Below are 16,776 nucleotides of genomic sequence, written 5' to 3'. Positions count from 1 at the left end.
GAGTTGGGGACGGCTGGGGCGAGGGTGTAGTGTTGCCGAGTCGACCAGACTGCCCCCCGTTCCGACGTGCGGGTGGTCCTGAAGCGGAGCGCCTGCTCCCACCCGAGTCGCCCTGACGGCGGCCGGGTCCGGTCACCGGTTCCGGGGACATCCCGGCGCCGGATGCGCGATCATGTGATCGTGCCGACCGGTCGAGCGGGCCCTGGCATGCGCCGGGGCCTTCTGCTTTCCGGGTCGGCTCCCGTCCGGGAGCCCGCGGAGTCGGCACCGCAGCAGACTCGACTCGAGGAGGCCCCATCAGCGTCGAACCACGCGTGAACGAACAGATCCGGGCACGTGAGGTCCGACTGGTCGGCCCTGAGGGTGAGCAGGTGGGCATCGTCCCGCTGGAGCGCGCCCTGCAGCTGGCCGCGGACGTCGACCTGGACCTGGTCGAGGTTGCGCCGATGGCGCGCCCGCCGGTGTGCAAGCTCATGGACTTCGGCAAGTTCAAGTACGAGAGCGCACTGAAGGCGCGCGAAGCGCGGCGTAACCAGCAGCAGACCGTCATCAAGGAGATGAAGCTCCGGCCGAAGATCGACCCGCACGACTACGAGACCAAGAAGGGTCACGTGGTGCGGTTCCTCAAGGCCGGGGACAAGGTCAAGGTGACGATCATGTTCCGCGGTCGCGAGCAGAGCCGCCCGGAGCTGGGTTACCGGCTCCTGCGCCGGCTCGAGTCCGAGATCACGGACCTGGGTTACGTCGAGGCCGCTCCGAAGCAGGACGGCCGAAACATGATCATGGTCCTCGCTCCGCACCGGGCCGTCAAGGCCTCCGCGGTCGCCGCCACGGCGTCCCGCGGCGGGCCCCGGGAACGGGCCGCGGAGGAGTCCGGCACTCCGGAGGCCGGCGAGACCCCGGAGGCCGGCGAGACCGCAGCAGCCGGCGAGACCGGCCCGACCGCTGAGACCAGCGGCCAGTAACAGGGAGAAGACGTTCCACATGCCGAAGATGAAGAGCCACACGGGTATGGGCAAGCGGGTCAAGGTGACCGGCAGGGGCAAGATCGTTGCCCAGCAGGCCGGCCTTCGCCACAACCTGGAGAAGAAGGCCTCCACCCACACCCGCCGGCTGACCGGGACGGTCGTGCTGGCCAAGGCTGACGTCAAGCGAATCAAGAAGCTGCTCGGCCGCTGACGCGCGCCACCTGAACCGAAGAAGGAGTTGAGATGGCACGCGTCAAGCGGGCTGTGAACGCCCAGAAGAAGCGCCGTACCCTGCTGGAGACCGCGAGCGGCTACCGCGGTCAGCGCTCCCGCCTGTACCGCAAGGCCAAGGAGCAGGTGCTGCACTCGATGCAGTACGCCTACCGGGACCGCCGCGACCGCAAGGGCGACTTCCGGCAGCTCTGGATCCAGCGGATCAACGCTGGCGCCCGGGCCAACGGCATGACCTACAACCGGCTGATCCAGGGCCTGCGCCTGGCCGGCATCGAAGTCGACCGCAAGATCCTGGCCGACATGGCCGTCAACGACGCCGCGGCGTTCGCCGCGATCGTCGAGCTGGCCCGCGCCGCCGTGGCGGCCGAGGGCACCGGTGGCGCCGCGGCTCAGGCCGCCTGACCCACCCGCAGCAGATCGAGGCGTCTCCCATGCAGTCACCATCGCGCGGGAGGCGCCTCGACGCTGTTCCCGGCCCGTTCACCCCGCGTACCCCGCGGGTGGTGGCCGCCCGCCGGCTCCAGCGCCGCCGGGACCGCGAGGCCACCGGCCGGTTCCTGGCCGAGGGGCCGCAGGCGGTCCGCGAGGCCCTGGCCCGGTCCGGCACGGCCACCGAACTCTTCGGTACGCCGGCCGCCCTCGACCGGTACGCCGACCTCGCGGCGCAGGCCGCCCGCGCGGACGTACCGGTCTCCGAGGTGACCGACGAGGCGCTGGCCGTGCTCGCCGAGACCGTCGCGCCGCAGGGCCTCGTCGCCGTCTGCCGGCACCTGGACGTGCCCCTGGAGCGGGCCCTGGCCGCCCGTCCCCGCCTGGTCGCGGTGCTCGCCGAGATCCGCGACCCGGGCAACGCCGGCACCGTGCTGCGCACCGCCGACGCGGCGGGCGCCGGCGCGGTGGTCTTCGCCGGGGACGCGGTCGACCCGTACAACGGCAAGTGCGTGCGGGCCTCGGCCGGCAGCCTCTTCCACGTCGACGTGGTCCGCGCCCCGGACCCCCTCCACGTGGTCGCCGCGCTGCGCGCCGCCGGGCTGACCGTGCTCGCCACCACCGGCTACGGCGACACCGATCTCGACGACCTGGCCGACGCCGGCCGGCTCGCCACGCCCACCGCCTGGCTCTTCGGCTCCGAGGCGCACGGGCTGCCCGAGGAGCTGACCGAGGCCGCCGACGCCCGGGTGCGGGTGCCGCTGCACGGGCGCGCCGAGAGCCTGAACCTGGCTGCGGCCGCCGCCGTTTGCCTGTACTCTTCAGCGAGAGCCTTGCGCTGACCGACGGGTCGCGCGGCCACCCAGCGACCTTTTGGTCGCCCGGTAACACAGCAGGGGAGTCGTCCGCATGATGAACGCGCCACGGCGTTCGTTTAGGCAGCCCGCCGGTGTCGGCGGGCGGCGGGCCTGACCCTTCCTCCTGCCTGACTCCCACCGGCGGGCTGCGGCACAGCCGCGCGTCCGTAGACTCGCCTAGCCGCCCGTGAGGGTCGGTGCCGCCGTGAGGGAGTGCCCGTACGCCATGAGCTACCGCAACGATCCGTACGACCCGAAGCAGGTCGCCCTGCTCGACCCGGACGCCCTGGCCGGGGCCGTGGCCGACGCCGAGAAGGCGTTCGCCGCCGCCACCGACCCGAACGCGCTGACCGCGCTGCGTCCGGCGCACCTCGGGGACCGGTCCCCGGTCTCCCTCGCGCGTCGGGAGATCGGCGCGCTGCCGCCGGCCGCGAAGTCCGACGCCGGCAAGCGGGTCAACGAGGCCCGCCGCGCCATCGAGGCCGCGTACGCCGCCCGGCAGGAGACCCTGGAGCGCGAGCAGGCCGAGCGCATGCTGGTCGAGGAGCGGGTCGACGTGACCCTGCCGTACGACCGGCGGCCGCGGGGCGCCCGCCACCCGTTGAGCACCCTGATGGAGCAGATCAGCGACTTCTTCGTCGGGATGGGCTACGAGGTGGCCGAGGGGCCCGAGGTCGAGCTGGAGTGGACCAACTTCGACGCGCTCAACATCCCCGCCGACCACCCGGCCCGGGGCCTGATGGACACCTTCCACATCGCACCGCCAGAGGGCGGCGAGAGCTCCGGCCTGGTGCTGCGGACGCACACCTCGCCGGTGCAGGCGCGGACGATGCTCACCCGCAAGCCGCCGATCTACGTGATCGTGCCCGGCCGGGCCTACCGCACCGACGAGCTGGACGCCACCCACGCGCCGGTCTTCCACCAGGTGGAGGGCCTGGTGGTGGACAAGGGCATCACGATGGCGCACCTGCGCGGCACCCTGGACCACTTCGCCAAGGCGATGTTCGGGCCGGAGGCGAAGACCCGGTGGCGGCCGCACTACTTCCCGTTCACCGAGCCGTCGGCCGAGTTCGACGTCTGGTTCCCGGAGCACCGCAGGGGCCCGCAGTGGGTCGAGTGGGGCGGCTGCGGCATGGTCAACCCGCGGGTGCTGCGTGCCTGCGGCATCGACCCGGAGGTCTACTCCGGTTTCGCCTTCGGCATGGGCATCGACCGGACGGTGATGGTCCGGCACGGGGTCAGCGACATGCGGGACATGGTCGAGGGCGACGTGCGGTTCACCCGCGCGTTCGGGGTCTAGACGGCGCCACGAGCTACGGAGACGGTGGTTTAAGAGTCATGCGAGTTTCTGTCAGTTGGCTGCGGGAGTACGTCGACCTCCCCGCCGACCTGCCCACCGGCGACCTGGAGCAGGCGCTGGTCGACCTCGGCATCGAGGTCGAGTCCATCGTCGACCTGCGGGAGACCGTCACCGGGCCGCTGGTGGTCGGCGAGGTACGCGAGATCGAGGAGCTCACCGGCTTCAAGAAGCCCATCCGCTTCTGCCGGGTCGACGTCGGTGACGCCAACGGCACCGGCGAGCCGCAGGAGATTGTCTGCGGGGCGACGAACTTCGCCCAGGGTGACAAGGTGGTGGTGATCCTCCCCGGCGGCGTGCTGCCCGGCAACTTCGCCATCGGCGCGCGCAAGACGTACGGGCGCAACTCCAACGGCATGATCTGCTCGGCAAAGGAACTGGGCCTGGGTGACGACCACTCGGGCATCATCGTGCTGCCCGAGGACACCCCGGCGAAGCCCGGCGACGACGCCCGCCCGGTGGTCGGCCTCGACGACACGGTCGTCGAGATGGAGATCACCCCGGACCGCGGGTACGCGCTGAGTGTGCGGGGCATCGCCCGGGAGCTGTCGCACGCCCTCGGCGTACCGTTCCGCGATCCGGCCCTGGTCCCCGCGCCCGGCGCCACGGAGCGGCCGGTGTACCCGGTCGAGGTGCGCGACACCGTCGGCTGCGACCGGTTCGCCGCCCGGATGGTCCGCGGGATCGACCCGACCGTCGAGACCCCCGGCTGGATGTCCCAGCGGCTCACCGTCGCCGGCGTCCGCAGCATCTCGCTGCCGGTCGACATCACGAACTACCTGATGCTCGAACTCGGCCAGCCGATGCACGCGTTCGACGTCGACCGGATCAGCGGGCCGCTGGTGGTCCGCCGCGCCGAGCCGGGGGAGAAGCTGACCACTCTGGACGGGGTCACCCGCACGCTGGTCCCCGAGGACATGGTGATCTGCGACGACACCGGCCCGATCTCCCTCGCCGCGGTGATGGGTGGCGAGACCAGCGAGGTCCTCGCCTCCACCACCAACGTGCTGTTCGAGGCGGCGCACTGGGACCCGGCGATGGTCGGCCGGACCGCCCGCCGGCACAAGCTGTTCAGCGAGGCGGCGAAGCGCTGGGAGCGGGGCGTCGACCCGGCCCTGCCGCTGGTCGCCCTGGAGCGGGCGGTACGGCTGCTCACTGAGCACGCCGGCGGCACGGTCGGCGAGGAGATCCTCGACATCGACCACGTCCGGCCGCGTACCCCGGTGGTGCTTCCGGCGGACCTGCCGTCCCGGCGGGTCGGGGTGGCGTACTCCCCGGAGCGGGTGGTCGCCCTGCTGGAGCAGGTCGGCTGCACCGCCACCCGGGGCGCCGACCGGCTGGGCGAGGACCCGGGCGAGGTCGGGGTCTCCGCCGGTGGCGCGGACGTGCTCACCGTGACTCCGCCGAGTTGGCGGCCCGACCTCACCGACCCGGCGGACCTGGTCGAGGAGGTGGTCCGCCTCGACGGGTACGACCGCGTGCCGTCGCTGCTGCCGACCGCGCCCGCCGGCCGGGGCCTGACCTGGCAGCAGCAGCGGCGCCGGGCGGTGTCCCGGTCGCTCGCCGAGCGCGGGTACGTCGAGGTGCTGGCCCACCCGTTCGTCTCCGTTGAGCTGGCCGACCAGCTCGGCATGCCGGCGGACGACCCGCGCCGCCAGGCGGTCCGGGTGGCCAACCCGCTGTCCGAGGAGGAGCCGCTGCTGCGCACCACGCTGCTCGGCCCGCTGCTCGGCATCCTCAAGCGGAACGTGGGCCGCGGCATGCGGGACGTCGCGCTCTACGAGATCGGCACGGTGTTCCACCCGCGTCCCGGCGCCGGCACCCCGCCGGCCATGGGCGTGGACCACCGACCGACCGACGAGGAGTTCGCCGCGGCCGACGCGGTGGTGCCGGACCAGCCGCGGCACGGCGCCGTGGTGCTCTCCGGAGACGTCGAGCCGGCCGGCCGGTGGGGCGCGGGCCGGGCGGCCGGCTGGGCGGACGCGATCGAGGCCGGCCGGGACGTGCTGGCCGCCGCCGACATCCCGGCCGACCGGATCACCGTCCGGGCCGCCGAGTACGCCCCGTGGCACCCCGGCCGCTGCGCCGAGCTGCTGGTCGACGGCGAGGTGGTCGGGCATGCCGGTGAGCTCCACCCGGCGGTGGTGGCCACGCTGGAGCTGCCCCGTCGGACCTGCGCCATGGAGCTGAACCTGGACGCGCTGCGCGCCGCGCCGTTGGTGACCGGGCCGGAGATCTCCACCTTCCCGCCGGCGCTGATCGACGTGGCGCTGGTGGTGGACGAGTCGGTCCCGGCCGCCGAGGTGCGACAGGCGCTCGTCGAGGGGGCCGGCCCGCTGCTGGAGGGCGTCCGGCTCTTCGACGTGTACGCCTCGGAGCAGCTCGGCGCGGGCCGCAAGTCGCTGGCGTACAAGCTGACGTTCCGGGCCCCGGACCGGACGCTCACCGTCGAGGAGGCGGTGGCCGCCCGCGACGCGGCCGTGGCCGAGGCGGCCCGCCGCTTCGGCGCCACCCTGCGCGGCGCCTGACCGGCGGATCGAAGGCCTCTCCCGCCGCGGCGGGAGAGGCCTTCAGCGTGTCCGGGCCGGCGACACAAGGCTGCGCATCCATGGCGTCAGTGATCGCCGTCACCCGCACATTTCCATGCAGTGGAACGCATGAACTTGCGATGCCCGGGGATGCTCTACTAGCCTTTGATGCATAGTCATGCGGAGGTGAGTATGGGCATCCGAGTCGCGGTCGCCGGGGCCAGCGGGTACGCCGGAGGCGAACTGCTGCGCCTGGTCGCCGGGCACCCGGAGTTCGACCTGGTCGCCGCCACCGCGCACAGCCAGGCCGGCCGGCCCGTCACCGCCGTACACCCGCAGCTCGCGGGGCTCGACCTGGTCTTCGGGGAGACCGACCCGGCCACCCTGGCCGACGCGGACGTGGTCTTCCTGGCCCTGCCGCACGGCGAGTCGGCCGCCCTCGCGGCGGCCCTGCCCGAGACGGCGAAGGTGGTCGACCTGGGCGCTGATCACCGGCTGCACGACGCGGACGCCTGGGCCCGCTACTACGGCGGGGCACACTCCGGCGCCTGGACCTACGGCCTGCCGGAGCTGCCCGGCCAGCGGGCGGCCATCGCCGCCGCGACCCGGGTGGCGAACACCGGCTGCTACGCGGTCGCCACCACGCTGGCGCTCGCGCCGCTGATCGCCGCCGGCGCGGTCTTCCCCACCGACGTGGTGGTGGTCGCCGCCTCCGGCACCTCCGGCGCCGGCCGCTCCGCCAAGGCGCACCTGCTCGGCAGCGAGGTGATGGGCGACCTGTCGCCCTACAAGGTGGGTGCCCACCAGCACGTGCCCGAGATCAAGCAGGCCACCGGGGCGACCAGCCTCTCCTTCACGCCGGTGCTCGCGCCCATGCCGCGCGGCATCCTCGCCACCGTGACCGCGGTGCCGACCGGCGACGCCGACCCGCGCGCGATCCTCGCCGCGGCGTACGCGGACGCGCCGTTCGTGCACGTGCTGCCCGAGGGCGCCTGGCCGCACACCGCCGCTACGGCCGGCTCCAACTCCTGCCACCTGCAGGCCACGGTGGACGTCGACTCCGGCCGGGTGATCGTGGTGAGCGCGATCGACAACCTCGGCAAGGGCGCCGCCGGCCAGGCGGTGCAGAACGCCAACCTCATGCTCGGCCTCCCCGAGACCGCCGGCCTCTCAGCCTTCGGGGTGGCACCGTGACCGTCACCGTTCCCCGCGGCTTCCGGGCGGCCGGCGTCGCCGCCGGGCTCAAGGCCAGCGGCGCCAGCGACATCGCCCTCGTCGTCAACGACGGCCCCGACGCCGGGGTGGCCGGCGTCTTCACCGCCAACCGGGTCAAGGCCGCGCCGGTGCTCTGGACCCAGCAGGTCGTCCGGGGCGGCGTGGTCCGTGCCGTGGTGCTCAACTCCGGCGGCGCGAACGCCTGCACCGGCCCGGCCGGCTTCCAGGACACCCACGCCACCGCCGAGCACACCGCCGCGGCGCTCACCTCCAGCAGCCCCCGGCTGATGCTCGGCGCCGGCGAGGTCGCCGTCTGCTCCACCGGCCTGATCGGCGAGCGGCTGCCCATGGACAAGCTCCTGCCCGGCGTGCGCGGCGCCATCCGGGGGCTCGCCCGCGACGGCGGTGCCGCCGCGGCTGAGGCGATCATGACCACCGACACCCGGCCGAAGACCACCGTCGCCAAGGGCAGCGGCTGGACCGTCGGCGGGATGGCCAAGGGTGCGGGGATGCTCGCCCCCGCCATGGCGACCATGCTCTGCGTGCTCACCACCGACGCGGTGGCCGGCCCGGAGATGCTGGACGCCGCGCTGCGGGCCGCCACCCGGGTCACCTTCGACCGGATCGACTCCGACGGCTGCATGTCCACCAACGACACGGTGCTGCTGCTGGCCAGCGGGGCCTCTGGCATCGAGCCGACCGAGGCCGAGCTGACCGCCGCGGTCACCGCCGCCTGCCACGACCTGGCCCAGCAGCTCATCGCCGACGCGGAGGGCGCCACCAAGCAGATCGCCATCGACGTGGTCGGCGCCGCCAGTGAGGACGACGCGGTCGAGGTGGGCCGCTCGGTGGCCCGGAACAACCTGGTCAAGACCGCGCTCTTCGGCAACGACCCGAACTGGGGCCGGATCCTCGCTGCCGTCGGCACCACGGCCGCGGCGTTCGAGCCGGACGGCGTGGACGTCGCCGTCAACGGCGTCTGGGTCTGCCGCTCCGGCGCCGCCGCGGAGGACCGCTCCAAGGTGGACCTCTCCGGGCGGGACGTCACCATCCGGATCGACCTGCACGCCGGTGACCAGACGGCGACGATCTGGACCAACGACCTGTCGCACGCGTACGTGCACGAGAACTCGGCGTACTCGACATGAGCCTCACCGCGGACCTCACCCGGGCCCAGGCGAAGGCCGAGACGCTGATCGAGGCCCTGCCCTGGCTGGCCCGCTTCTCCGGCGCCACCATCGTGGTCAAGTACGGCGGCAACGCCATGGTCAACCCCGAGCTGCAGCGCGCCTTCGCCGCCGACATGGTCTTCCTTCGCTACGCCGGCCTCAAGCCGGTCGTGGTGCACGGCGGCGGGCCGCAGATCTCCGCCATGCTCGGCCGGCTCGGCATCGCCAGCGAGTTCAAGGGCGGCCTGCGGGTCACCACCCCGGAGGCGATGGACGTCGTCCGGATGGTGCTCGTCGGCCAGGTCGGCCGGGAACTGGTCGGGCTGATCAACGCGCACGGCCCGTTCGCCGTCGGCCTCTCCGGCGAGGACGCCGGGCTCTTCACCGCGGTCCGCCGCCCGGCGTACGTCGACGGCGAGCCGGTCGACGTCGGCCAGGTCGGCGACGTCGAGTCCGTCGACGTCTCGGCGGTGGCGGACCTGATCGCGGCCGGCCGGATCCCGGTGATCTCCACGGTTGCGCCGGACGCGGACGGGGTGCTGCACAACCTCAACGCCGACCCGGCCGCCGCCGCGCTCGCCGTCGCCCTTCAGGCCCGCAAGCTGGTCGTCCTCACCGACGTCGCCGGCCTCTACGCCGACTGGCCGGACACGTCCAGCCTGGTCAGCGAGATCAGCACCGACGACCTGGCGAAGCTGCTGCCGTCCCTGGAGTCGGGGATGGTCCCGAAGATGGAGGCGTGCCTGCGGGCGGTGCGCGGGGGAGTGCCCGCCGCGCACGTCGTCGACGGCCGGGTCGCCCATTCCACCCTGCTCGAGGTCTTCACCTCAGAAGGATTCGGAACCATGGTGATCGCGTCATGAGCACGCTGGTGGAACGGTGGGGCCAGTCCCTGATGGACAACTACGGCACCCCGCCGCTGGCGCTGGTCTCGGGCTCCGGCGCGGTGGTGGTCGACGAGGCCGGCCGGGAGTACGTCGACCTGCTCGGCGGCATCGCCGTCAACGCCCTCGGCCACGCCCACCCGGCTGTGGTGGCCGCCGTCGCCAAGCAGGTCGCCACCCTCGGCCACGTCTCCAACCTCTTCGTCGCCGAACCGCCGGTGGCCCTGGCCGAGTTGCTGCTGGCCCTCGCCGGCCGGCCCGGCCGGGTCTTCTTCGCCAACTCGGGCGCAGAGGCCAACGAGGCCGCGTTCAAGCTTTCCCGGCTCACCGGCCGCACCCACGTGGTGGCCACCCGCGGCGGCTTCCACGGCCGCACCATGGGTGCCCTCGCGCTGACCGGGCAGCCCGCCAAGGCCGACCCGTTCCGCCCGCTGCCCGGCGACGTCACCCACGTCGAGTACGGCGACGCCGCCGCCCTGGAAGCGGTGGTCACCGACGCCACGGCGATGGTCATCCTGGAGCCGATCCAGGGCGAGAACGGGATCGTGGTCCCGCCCGCCGGCTACCTGGCCGCGGCCCGCCGGATCACCGCCCGGCACGGCGCGCTGCTGGTCCTCGACGAGGTGCAGACCGGCGTCGGCCGCACCGGGCACTGGTTCGCCCACCAGGCCGAGGGCGTCGAGCCGGACATCGTCACCCTGGCCAAGGGGCTCGGCGGCGGCCTGCCCATCGGCGCCTGCCTGGCCTTCGGCCGGGCCGCCGAGCTGCTCGGTCCGGGCTCGCACGGCACCACCTTCGGGGGCAACCCGATCAGCTGTGCGGCCGCCCTCGCCGTGATCGCCACCATCGCCAACGAGGGGCTGCTCGACCACGTCAAGCGGGTCGGTGAGCGGCTGCGCCGGGGGATCGAGGCGCTCGGCCACCCGCTGGTCGGCGAGGTTCGGGGCAGCGGCCTGCTGCTCGGCATCGTGCTCACCGAGCCGGTCTCCGGCGCGGTCGCGAACGGCCTGCGCGACGCCGGTTTCCTGGTCAACCCGGTGCAGCCGGGCGTGGTGCGGCTCGCCCCGCCGCTGATCCTCACCGCCGAGCAGGCCGACGCCTTCCTGGCCGCACTCCCCGCGGCCCTGTCCGCCGCCATCACGCCGACGGAGGTCAGCGCATGACCCGGCACTTCCTGCGGGACGACGACCTCAGCCCCGCCGAGCAGTCGGCCGTGCTCGACCTGGCGGCCCGCATGAAGGCGGACCGCTTCACCCACAAGCCCCTCGCCGGGCCGAAGTCGGTGGCGGTGCTCTTCGACAAGCAGAGCCTGCGGACCCGGATCTCCTTCGACGTGGGCATCGCCGAACTCGGCGGCCACCCGCTCGTGGTGGACACCCAGGTCACCCACTTCGGGCGGGGCGAGACCCTCGCGGACGCCGGCCGAGTGCTGTCCCGCTACGTCGCCGCGATCGTGCTGCGCACCCACGGCGACGACCGGATCGCCGAGGTCGCTGCGCACGCCACCGTCCCGGTGATCAACGCGCTCACCGACACGTACCACCCCTGCCAGCTCCTCGCCGACCTGCTCACCGTCCGCGAGCGGTTCGGCGCCACCGCCGGGCGCACCCTCGCGTACGTCGGGGATGCGGCGAACAACATGGCGCACTCGTACCTGCTGGCCGGGGCGACCGCCGGGATGCACGTGCGGATCGCCGGGCCGGTCGGCTTCCAGCCCGATCCCGAGGTGGTGACCCGGGCGGAGAAGATCGCCGCCGGCACCGGCGGATCGGTGGCCGTGTTCACCGACCCCGTCGAGGCGGCCCGCGGCGCGGACGTGCTGGCCACCGACACCTGGACCTCGATGGGCCAGGAGGAGGACGGCCTGGACCGGATCACCCCGTTCCTGCCGTACCAGATCAACGTGGAGCTGCTCGGTCAGGCCGCGCCGGGCGCGATCGTGCTGCACTGCCTGCCCGCGCACCGGGGCGAGGAGATCACCGACGAGGTGCTCGACGGCCCGCAGAGCGCGGTCTTCGACCAGGCGGAGAATCGCCTGCACGCCCAGAAGGCGCTGCTGACATTCGTCCTGGAGGCTCAATCATGACCGCCCCGCTGACCCGTACCGCCCGGCACGCCCGCATCGTCGAGCTGATCCGCGACCGGGCGATCCACTCGCAGACCGAGCTGGCCGACCTGCTCGCCGGTGACGGCATCCAGGTCACCCAGGCCACCCTCTCCCGCGACCTCAAGGAGCTGGGAGCGGTCACCGCGCGCGGCGGCGACGGGCGGGGCGTCTACCTGATCCCCGAGGACGGCCATCGGCCGCTGCGCGAGGCCGAGGGCGCCCCGGCCCGGCTCGTCCGGCTGCTGCGCGAGCTGCTCAACGGGGTCGACTCCAGCGGCAACATCGCCGTGCTGCGTACCCCGCCGGGCGCAGCCCAGTACCTGGCCAGCGCGTTGGACCGAGCGGGCCTGTCCGAGATCGTCGGCACCATCGCCGGCGACGACACCATCCTCGTCGTGGCCCGCGAGGCCGTCGGCGGCGCCGCGTTGGGCGACAAGCTCGCCGGGTGGGCGCGCCGGGAAGAAAACGTTGAAGGGAGCACCACACCATGACCGAGCGGGTCGTCCTTGCGTACTCCGGAGGGCTGGACACCTCCGTCGCCATCCCGTACCTGGCCGAGCAGACCGGCGCCGAGGTGATCGCGGTCGCGGTCGACGTCGGGCAGGGCGGCGAGGACCTGAACGCCATCCGGCAGCGCGCCCTGGACTGCGGCGCCGTCGAGGCCGAGGTGATCGACGCCCGCGACGAGTTCGCCGCCGAGTACTGCCTGCCGGCGATGCGGGCCAACGCCCTCTACATGGACCGCTACCCGCTGGTCTCCGCGCTGTCCCGGCCGCTGATCGTCAAGCACCTGGTCGCCGCGGCCCGCAAGCACGGCGGCACCATCGTGTCCCACGGCTGCACCGGCAAGGGCAACGACCAGGTCCGGTTCGAGGTCGGCCTGAGTGCGCTCGCTCCCGACCTGAAGATCATCGCCCCGGCCCGGGACTTCGCCTGGACCCGGGACAAGGCGATCGCCTTCGCCGAGGAGAAGGGCCTGCCGATCGACGTGTCGGCGAAGTCGCCCTACTCCATCGACCAGAACCTGTGGGGACGCGCGGTCGAGACCGGCTTCCTGGAGGACATCTGGAACGGCCCGATCGAGGACCTGTACTCGTACACCGCCGACCCGGCGCAGGAGCGCGACGCCGACGAGGTCGTGATCACCTTCGACGCCGGCGTACCGGTCGCCATCGACGGTGAGACGGTCACCCCGTACCAGGCGATCCTGGAGCTCAACCGGCGCGCCGGCGCCCAGGGCGTCGGCCGGCTCGACATGGTCGAGGACCGCCTCGTCGGCATCAAGAGCCGCGAGGTGTACGAGGCACCCGGCGCGATCGCGCTGATCACCGCCCACCAGGAGTTGGAGGCGGTCACCGTCGAGCGGGACCTGGCCCGGTTCAAGCGCGGCGTGGACCAGCGCTGGGGCGAGCTGGTCTACGACGGCCTCTGGTTCTCGCCGCTGAAGAAGGCCCTCGACGCCTTCATCGACGACGCTCAGCAGCAGGTCTCCGGCGAGGTGCGGATGACCCTGCATGGCGGCCGGGCCACCGTGACCGGGCGGCGCTCCGAGGCCAGCCTGTACGACTTCGGCATGGCCACCTACGACACCGGCGACACCTTCGACCAGTCCCTGGCGAAGGGCTTCGTCCAGCTGTGGGGCCTGCCCAGCAAGATGGCCGCCGCGCGGGACGCCCGGTTGGGCGGGTCGCAGTCTTGACCGTCAGAATGGGCGGGGTGGACGACAAGAGCCTGACCGAGAACAGTGCCGCCGCCAACCGGACGAGCCTGTGGGGTGGCCGGTTCGCCGGCGGCCCCGCGGAGGCCCTCGCGCGGCTGTCGGTGAGCGTTCAGTTCGACTGGCGCCTCGCCCCGTACGACATCGCCGGCTCCCGGGCGCACGCCCGGGTCCTCGCCGGCGCCGGGCTGCTCGACCCGGAGGAGCTGGGCAAGATCCTTGCGGCGCTGGACGACCTGGAGGCGGCCTGTGCCTCCGGGCAGTTCCGGCCGACCATCGACGACGAGGACGTGCACACCGCCCTCGAACGTGGCCTGCTGGAGCGGCTCGGCAGCCTCGGCGGCAAGCTGCGCGCCGGCCGGTCCCGCAACGACCAGGTCGCCACCGACCTGCGGCTCTACCTGCGCGACCACGCCCGCGGGGTGGCCGCCCGGTTGGTCGAGCTGGCCGAGGCCCTGGTCGAGCAGGCCGAACGGCACGTGGCCACCGCCGCGCCGGGGATGACCCACCTCCAGCACGCCCAGCCGGTCACCTTCGGGCACTGGCTGCTCGCCCACGTGCAGCCGCTGCTGCGCGACCTGGAACGGCTGCGCGACTGGGACCATCGGGCCGCGATCAGCCCGCTCGGCGCGGGTGCGCTCGCCGGCTCCGGTCTGCCGCTGGACCCGGTCGCCGTCTCCAAGGAGCTCGGCTTCCGCACGTCCTTCGCCAACTCGATGGACGCGGTCGCCGACCGGGACTTCGTCGCCGAGTTCCTCTTCGTCACCGCGATGATCGGGGTGCACCTGTCCCGCCTCGGCGAGGAGGTGGTGCTCTGGACGTCGCAGGAGTTCGGCTGGGTCGAGCTGGACGACGCCTTCGCCACCGGGTCGTCGATCATGCCGCAGAAGAAGAACGCGGACATCGCCGAGCTGGCCCGGGGCAAGTCCGGCCGGCTGGTCGGTGGGCTGATGAGCGTGCTCACCATGCTCAAGGGCCTGCCGATGACCTACGACCGGGACATGCAGGAGGACAAGGAGCCCGCCTTCGACGCGGTCGACACGCTGGAACTGCTGCTGCCGGCGCTGGCCGGGATGGTCTCCACCATGACGGTACGGGTCGACCGGCTGGTCGCCGCCGCCCCCGTCGGCTACTCCCTGGCCACGGAGGTCGCCGACTGGCTGGTCCGCAAGGGGGTGCCGTTCCGCGACGCGCACGAGATCACCGGCAAGCTCGTCGCGCTCTGCGTGGCCCGGGAGTGCGCCCTGGACGAGGTCTCCGACGAGGATCTGGCCGTGGTCAGCGAGCACCTCGACCCGTCCGTGCGGGACGTGCTCTCGGTCCGCTCGGCCCTCGCCGCCCGGACCACCCCCGGCTCGACCGGCCCCGGCCCGGTCGCCGATCAGCTCGCCGACGCTGCGGACAAGCTGACCGGCTGGCGGGAGTGGGCCGCCGAGCGCGTCGTACCCCGCTGAGGCGTCACCCCGCGCGGCGTCTCCGGCGTCGCGCGGGGTCAGGCCGTCGGGCGCTCCCGCTTCGGCAGCTTCGCCACCACCGCGTCGTACGACCCGTCCACGGCGTCGATCAGCTCGTCGTCGGGGATGCCGCCGTCCAGCCGCAGCGTGTTCCAGCCGGACCGCCCGATGTACGGCGACGGCCGGGCGTCCTCGGGGAACCGGTGCAGCCACTCGTCGGCCAGCTCCCGGGACGGGCCGCACTTCACGCCCAGCCGCGCGTCGCCGTTCGGGGACCCGAGGAAGGCAAAGATCCGGCTCCCCACCTTCACCACCTCGTCGCCCTCCCACGGACGATCCAGCCAGGCGCCCGGCTTGCCCAGGCAGTACGCCAGCATCTCCTCGCGCGTCATCGCGTCCTCCCGTGACGGTTGCCCGCCCAGTCTGGTCCCCGCGTGCGACTCCAGGAAGCTGCAGGAGGAGGTGGGGGAGCTGACCCAGGCGTTCCTGATGCGGACCGGCCAGGCCCGGCACAAGGGCCTCTGCGCCGCGCAGCGCGACGCGGCGTACCGGGCGGAACTGGCCGACGTGCTCTGCCATGTGCTGCTGCTGGCCCGCCGGCACGGCGTGGACCTGGCGGCCGAGGTCGACCGGAAGTGGCTGTCCCGGCTCCCGGGCGGGTCCGGCTGAGCACGGTTCAGTCGGCGGTGCCGGTCCGCACGGCCAGCCGGTCGTAGCGCTGCCGAGCCGCCTGAGCGCTGCCCAGCCCGAGCCCGAACGCGATCGCCTGCCAGGTCAGCCCCCGGCCGCGGGCCACCTGCAACAGCCCCGCCTCCAGCGCGTCCACCTCCGCACGCACATGCGGAATCAGGGTGAGCGCCGCCATCAGGTCCGCCTGGTCGACTGGCTCCTCGCCGGGTTCCAGCTCCGCCCCGCCGGCGAGGGCCATCACCAGCGTGGCCGCCTCGTACGCGTCGGGGACGTCCGGGTGCGCGTACCGCCGGCGGCGGGCGTCGGTGCCCGCGTGCCGTTCCGCGATCCGCACCAGCGCGGCGTAGTTGCGGTGCGCCCGGGCCTGGGCCGCGTCCGGAGCGGTGAACGGGTCGTTGTCCAGCGTGACCATGTGCTCCATCAGATCCCCTTGAACGGGGGTTTGTCAACACATTGTTGAAAGCGATTCGTGCTCATCTCCGGAGATCCGGATAGGGTCGGGAGCCATGACCCGCCCCGTGACCGACACCGACCTGGCCGGCCTGGCCGACCTGCTCGCCGGCCCGGTCGTGCCGGCCGCGCGCGGTCTGCTCGGCTGCCGGCTCACCGCCAACGGCGTCACCGTCCGGATCACCGAGGTCGAGGCGTACGCCGGCACCGCCGGGGACCCGGCCTCGCACGCCCACCGCGGCCGTACCCCGCGCAACGCGGTGATGTTCGGGCCGTCGGGGCACGCATACGTGTACTTCACCTACGGCATGCACTGGTGCATGAACGTCGTCACCGGGCCGGACGGGGAGGCGTCTGCGGTACTGCTCCGGGCCGGCGAGGTGGTCGAGGGTCTCGACGTGGCCCGGGCCCGCCGCCCCGCCGTACGCCGGGACGTGGACCTGGCCCGGGGACCCGCCCGGCTCTGCGCGGCGATCGGCATCGACCGCTCGGTCTACGGCGCGGACCTGCTCGCCGAGGGACCGGTCCGGCTGCGACCGGCGGTCGTACCGGTGCCGCCGGCGGCGATCGAGGCCGGCCCCCGGGTCGGGGTGACCGGGGCGCACGACGTGCCGTGGCGGTTCTGGATCGCCGGCGACCCGATGGTGAGCGCCTACCGCCGGCACGTGCCTGTCTCTTATACACAGCTGACGCTGCCGACGATCGCATAAGTGTAGA

The 16,776-nt window shown here is 73.3% G+C and carries 18 protein-coding genes; 16 read left to right on the top strand and 2 right to left on the bottom strand.

The genetic code is table 11. From position 1 onward, the window contains the following. Nucleotides 1-314 precede the first annotated feature (314 nt). The 14 genes from infC (at nt 315) to argH (ending at nt 14,919) form a co-directional block, all read left to right on the top strand. Nucleotides 315-965 (top strand): translation initiation factor IF-3, encoded by a 651-nt coding sequence (infC, locus tag DKL51_RS07045; RefSeq protein ID WP_109944369.1) that lies wholly within the window; start codon nt 315-317, stop codon nt 963-965. Nucleotides 966-984: 19 nt separating this feature from the next. Continuing rightward, entirely contained in the window at nt 985-1,179 is a 195-nt protein-coding gene (gene rpmI, locus DKL51_RS07040; RefSeq protein WP_109944368.1) for a 50S ribosomal protein L35, read from the top strand. Nucleotides 1,180-1,211: 32 nt separating this feature from the next. Beyond that, nucleotides 1,212-1,604, top strand: coding sequence for a 50S ribosomal protein L20 (gene rplT, locus DKL51_RS07035; protein WP_109944367.1), 393 nt, complete (start codon nt 1,212-1,214; stop codon nt 1,602-1,604). A 29-nt stretch (nt 1,605-1,633) separates the two neighbouring features. Beyond that, entirely contained in the window at nt 1,634-2,473 is an 840-nt protein-coding gene (locus DKL51_RS07030; RefSeq protein WP_109944366.1) for a TrmH family RNA methyltransferase, read from the top strand. Nucleotides 2,474-2,714: 241 nt separating this feature from the next. After that, entirely contained in the window at nt 2,715-3,788 is a 1,074-nt protein-coding gene (pheS, locus tag DKL51_RS07025; protein ID WP_109944365.1) for a phenylalanine--tRNA ligase subunit alpha, read from the top strand. 38 nt (nt 3,789-3,826) lie between these two features. Further along, on the top strand, nt 3,827-6,373 hold the full coding sequence (gene pheT / locus DKL51_RS07020) for a phenylalanine--tRNA ligase subunit beta (protein ID WP_124811848.1): 2,547 nt from the start codon (nt 3,827-3,829) through the stop codon (nt 6,371-6,373). Between the two features lie 192 nt (nt 6,374-6,565). After that, entirely contained in the window at nt 6,566-7,567 is a 1,002-nt protein-coding gene (gene argC / locus DKL51_RS07015) for an N-acetyl-gamma-glutamyl-phosphate reductase (RefSeq protein WP_109944363.1), read from the top strand. After that, nucleotides 7,564-8,736, top strand: a complete 1,173-nt coding sequence (gene argJ / locus DKL51_RS07010) for a bifunctional glutamate N-acetyltransferase/amino-acid acetyltransferase ArgJ (RefSeq protein WP_109944362.1) — start codon at nt 7,564-7,566, stop codon at nt 8,734-8,736. The genes argC and argJ overlap by 4 nt, the downstream gene beginning before the upstream one ends. After that, entirely contained in the window at nt 8,733-9,620 is an 888-nt protein-coding gene (gene argB, locus DKL51_RS07005) for an acetylglutamate kinase (RefSeq protein WP_109944361.1), read from the top strand. Before argJ ends, argB begins: the two co-directional genes overlap by 4 nt. Next, nucleotides 9,617-10,804, top strand: coding sequence for an acetylornithine transaminase (locus tag DKL51_RS07000; RefSeq protein ID WP_109944360.1), 1,188 nt, complete (start codon nt 9,617-9,619; stop codon nt 10,802-10,804). The genes argB and DKL51_RS07000 overlap by 4 nt, the downstream gene beginning before the upstream one ends. After that, a complete protein-coding gene (gene argF / locus DKL51_RS06995; protein WP_109944359.1) occupies nt 10,801-11,727 on the top strand; it encodes an ornithine carbamoyltransferase in 927 nt (308 codons plus the stop codon). Before DKL51_RS07000 ends, argF begins: the two co-directional genes overlap by 4 nt. After that, nucleotides 11,724-12,239 carry an arginine repressor gene (locus tag DKL51_RS06990; protein ID WP_109944358.1) on the top strand — a complete coding sequence of 172 codons (516 nt, stop codon included), beginning with the start codon at nt 11,724-11,726 and terminating at the stop codon, nt 12,237-12,239. Before argF ends, DKL51_RS06990 begins: the two co-directional genes overlap by 4 nt. Continuing rightward, complete coding sequence (locus DKL51_RS06985; RefSeq protein WP_109944357.1) at nt 12,236-13,447, top strand: argininosuccinate synthase; 1,212 nt, start codon at nt 12,236-12,238, stop codon at nt 13,445-13,447. Before DKL51_RS06990 ends, DKL51_RS06985 begins: the two co-directional genes overlap by 4 nt. An 8-nt stretch (nt 13,448-13,455) precedes the next feature. Continuing rightward, on the top strand, nt 13,456-14,919 hold the full coding sequence (gene argH / locus DKL51_RS06980; protein WP_109944356.1) for an argininosuccinate lyase: 1,464 nt from the start codon (nt 13,456-13,458) through the stop codon (nt 14,917-14,919). Between the two features lie 38 nt (nt 14,920-14,957). On the opposite strand, the gene DKL51_RS06975 is transcribed toward argH, so the two are convergent. Further along, nucleotides 14,958-15,311: an MmcQ/YjbR family DNA-binding protein gene (locus tag DKL51_RS06975; protein ID WP_109944355.1), complete on the bottom strand. Its 354-nt coding sequence runs from the start codon at nt 15,309-15,311 to the stop codon at nt 14,958-14,960. Between the two features lie 70 nt (nt 15,312-15,381). Here DKL51_RS06975 and DKL51_RS06970 point away from each other — a divergent pair, with 70 nt between their 5' ends. Further along, nucleotides 15,382-15,588: a MazG-like family protein gene (locus tag DKL51_RS06970; RefSeq protein ID WP_207783813.1), complete on the top strand. Its 207-nt coding sequence runs from the start codon at nt 15,382-15,384 to the stop codon at nt 15,586-15,588. 7 nt (nt 15,589-15,595) lie between these two features. Here the strand turns inward: DKL51_RS06970 and DKL51_RS06965 are convergent, their stop codons facing one another. After that, on the bottom strand, nt 15,596-16,030 hold the full coding sequence (locus DKL51_RS06965) for a DNA-binding protein (protein WP_243420984.1): 435 nt from the start codon (nt 16,028-16,030) through the stop codon (nt 15,596-15,598). An 85-nt stretch (nt 16,031-16,115) separates the two neighbouring features. Between DKL51_RS06965 and DKL51_RS37660 the strand changes: the two genes are divergently transcribed. Beyond that, on the top strand, nt 16,116-16,769 hold the full coding sequence (locus tag DKL51_RS37660; protein ID WP_124811847.1) for a DNA-3-methyladenine glycosylase: 654 nt from the start codon (nt 16,116-16,118) through the stop codon (nt 16,767-16,769). Nucleotides 16,770-16,776: the final 7 nt, after the last annotated feature.

This window comes from Micromonospora globispora (assembly GCF_003857015.1).
Taxonomy (GTDB): Bacteria; Actinomycetota; Actinomycetes; order Mycobacteriales; family Micromonosporaceae; genus Micromonospora; species Micromonospora globispora.
This window is presented reverse-complemented; position numbering and strand designations above follow the sequence as displayed.

What these genes read in the sequence shown, in the direction of transcription:
- pheT (WP_124811848.1), top strand. Translation starts at nt 3,827, where the DNA reads ATGCGAGTTTCTGTCAGTTGGCTGCGGGAGTACGTCGACCTCCCCGCC.
- argF (WP_109944359.1), top strand. Translation starts at nt 10,801, where the DNA reads ATGACCCGGCACTTCCTGCGGGACGACGACCTCAGCCCCGCCGAGCAG.
- DKL51_RS06975 (WP_109944355.1), bottom strand. Translation starts at nt 15,311, where the DNA reads ATGACGCGCGAGGAGATGCTGGCGTACTGCCTGGGCAAGCCGGGCGCC.
- rpmI (WP_109944368.1), top strand. Translation starts at nt 985, where the DNA reads ATGCCGAAGATGAAGAGCCACACGGGTATGGGCAAGCGGGTCAAGGTG.
- rplT (WP_109944367.1), top strand. Translation starts at nt 1,212, where the DNA reads ATGGCACGCGTCAAGCGGGCTGTGAACGCCCAGAAGAAGCGCCGTACC.
- DKL51_RS06990 (WP_109944358.1), top strand. Translation starts at nt 11,724, where the DNA reads ATGACCGCCCCGCTGACCCGTACCGCCCGGCACGCCCGCATCGTCGAG.
- argH (WP_109944356.1), top strand. Translation starts at nt 13,456, where the DNA reads ATGGGCGGGGTGGACGACAAGAGCCTGACCGAGAACAGTGCCGCCGCC.
- DKL51_RS06985 (WP_109944357.1), top strand. Translation starts at nt 12,236, where the DNA reads ATGACCGAGCGGGTCGTCCTTGCGTACTCCGGAGGGCTGGACACCTCC.
- argB (WP_109944361.1), top strand. Translation starts at nt 8,733, where the DNA reads ATGAGCCTCACCGCGGACCTCACCCGGGCCCAGGCGAAGGCCGAGACG.
- DKL51_RS07000 (WP_109944360.1), top strand. Translation starts at nt 9,617, where the DNA reads ATGAGCACGCTGGTGGAACGGTGGGGCCAGTCCCTGATGGACAACTAC.
- DKL51_RS37660 (WP_124811847.1), top strand. Translation starts at nt 16,116, where the DNA reads ATGACCCGCCCCGTGACCGACACCGACCTGGCCGGCCTGGCCGACCTG.
- DKL51_RS07030 (WP_109944366.1), top strand. Translation starts at nt 1,634, where the DNA reads ATGCAGTCACCATCGCGCGGGAGGCGCCTCGACGCTGTTCCCGGCCCG.
- pheS (WP_109944365.1), top strand. Translation starts at nt 2,715, where the DNA reads ATGAGCTACCGCAACGATCCGTACGACCCGAAGCAGGTCGCCCTGCTC.
- DKL51_RS06965 (WP_243420984.1), bottom strand. Translation starts at nt 16,030, where the DNA reads ATGGAGCACATGGTCACGCTGGACAACGACCCGTTCACCGCTCCGGAC.
- argC (WP_109944363.1), top strand. Translation starts at nt 6,566, where the DNA reads ATGGGCATCCGAGTCGCGGTCGCCGGGGCCAGCGGGTACGCCGGAGGC.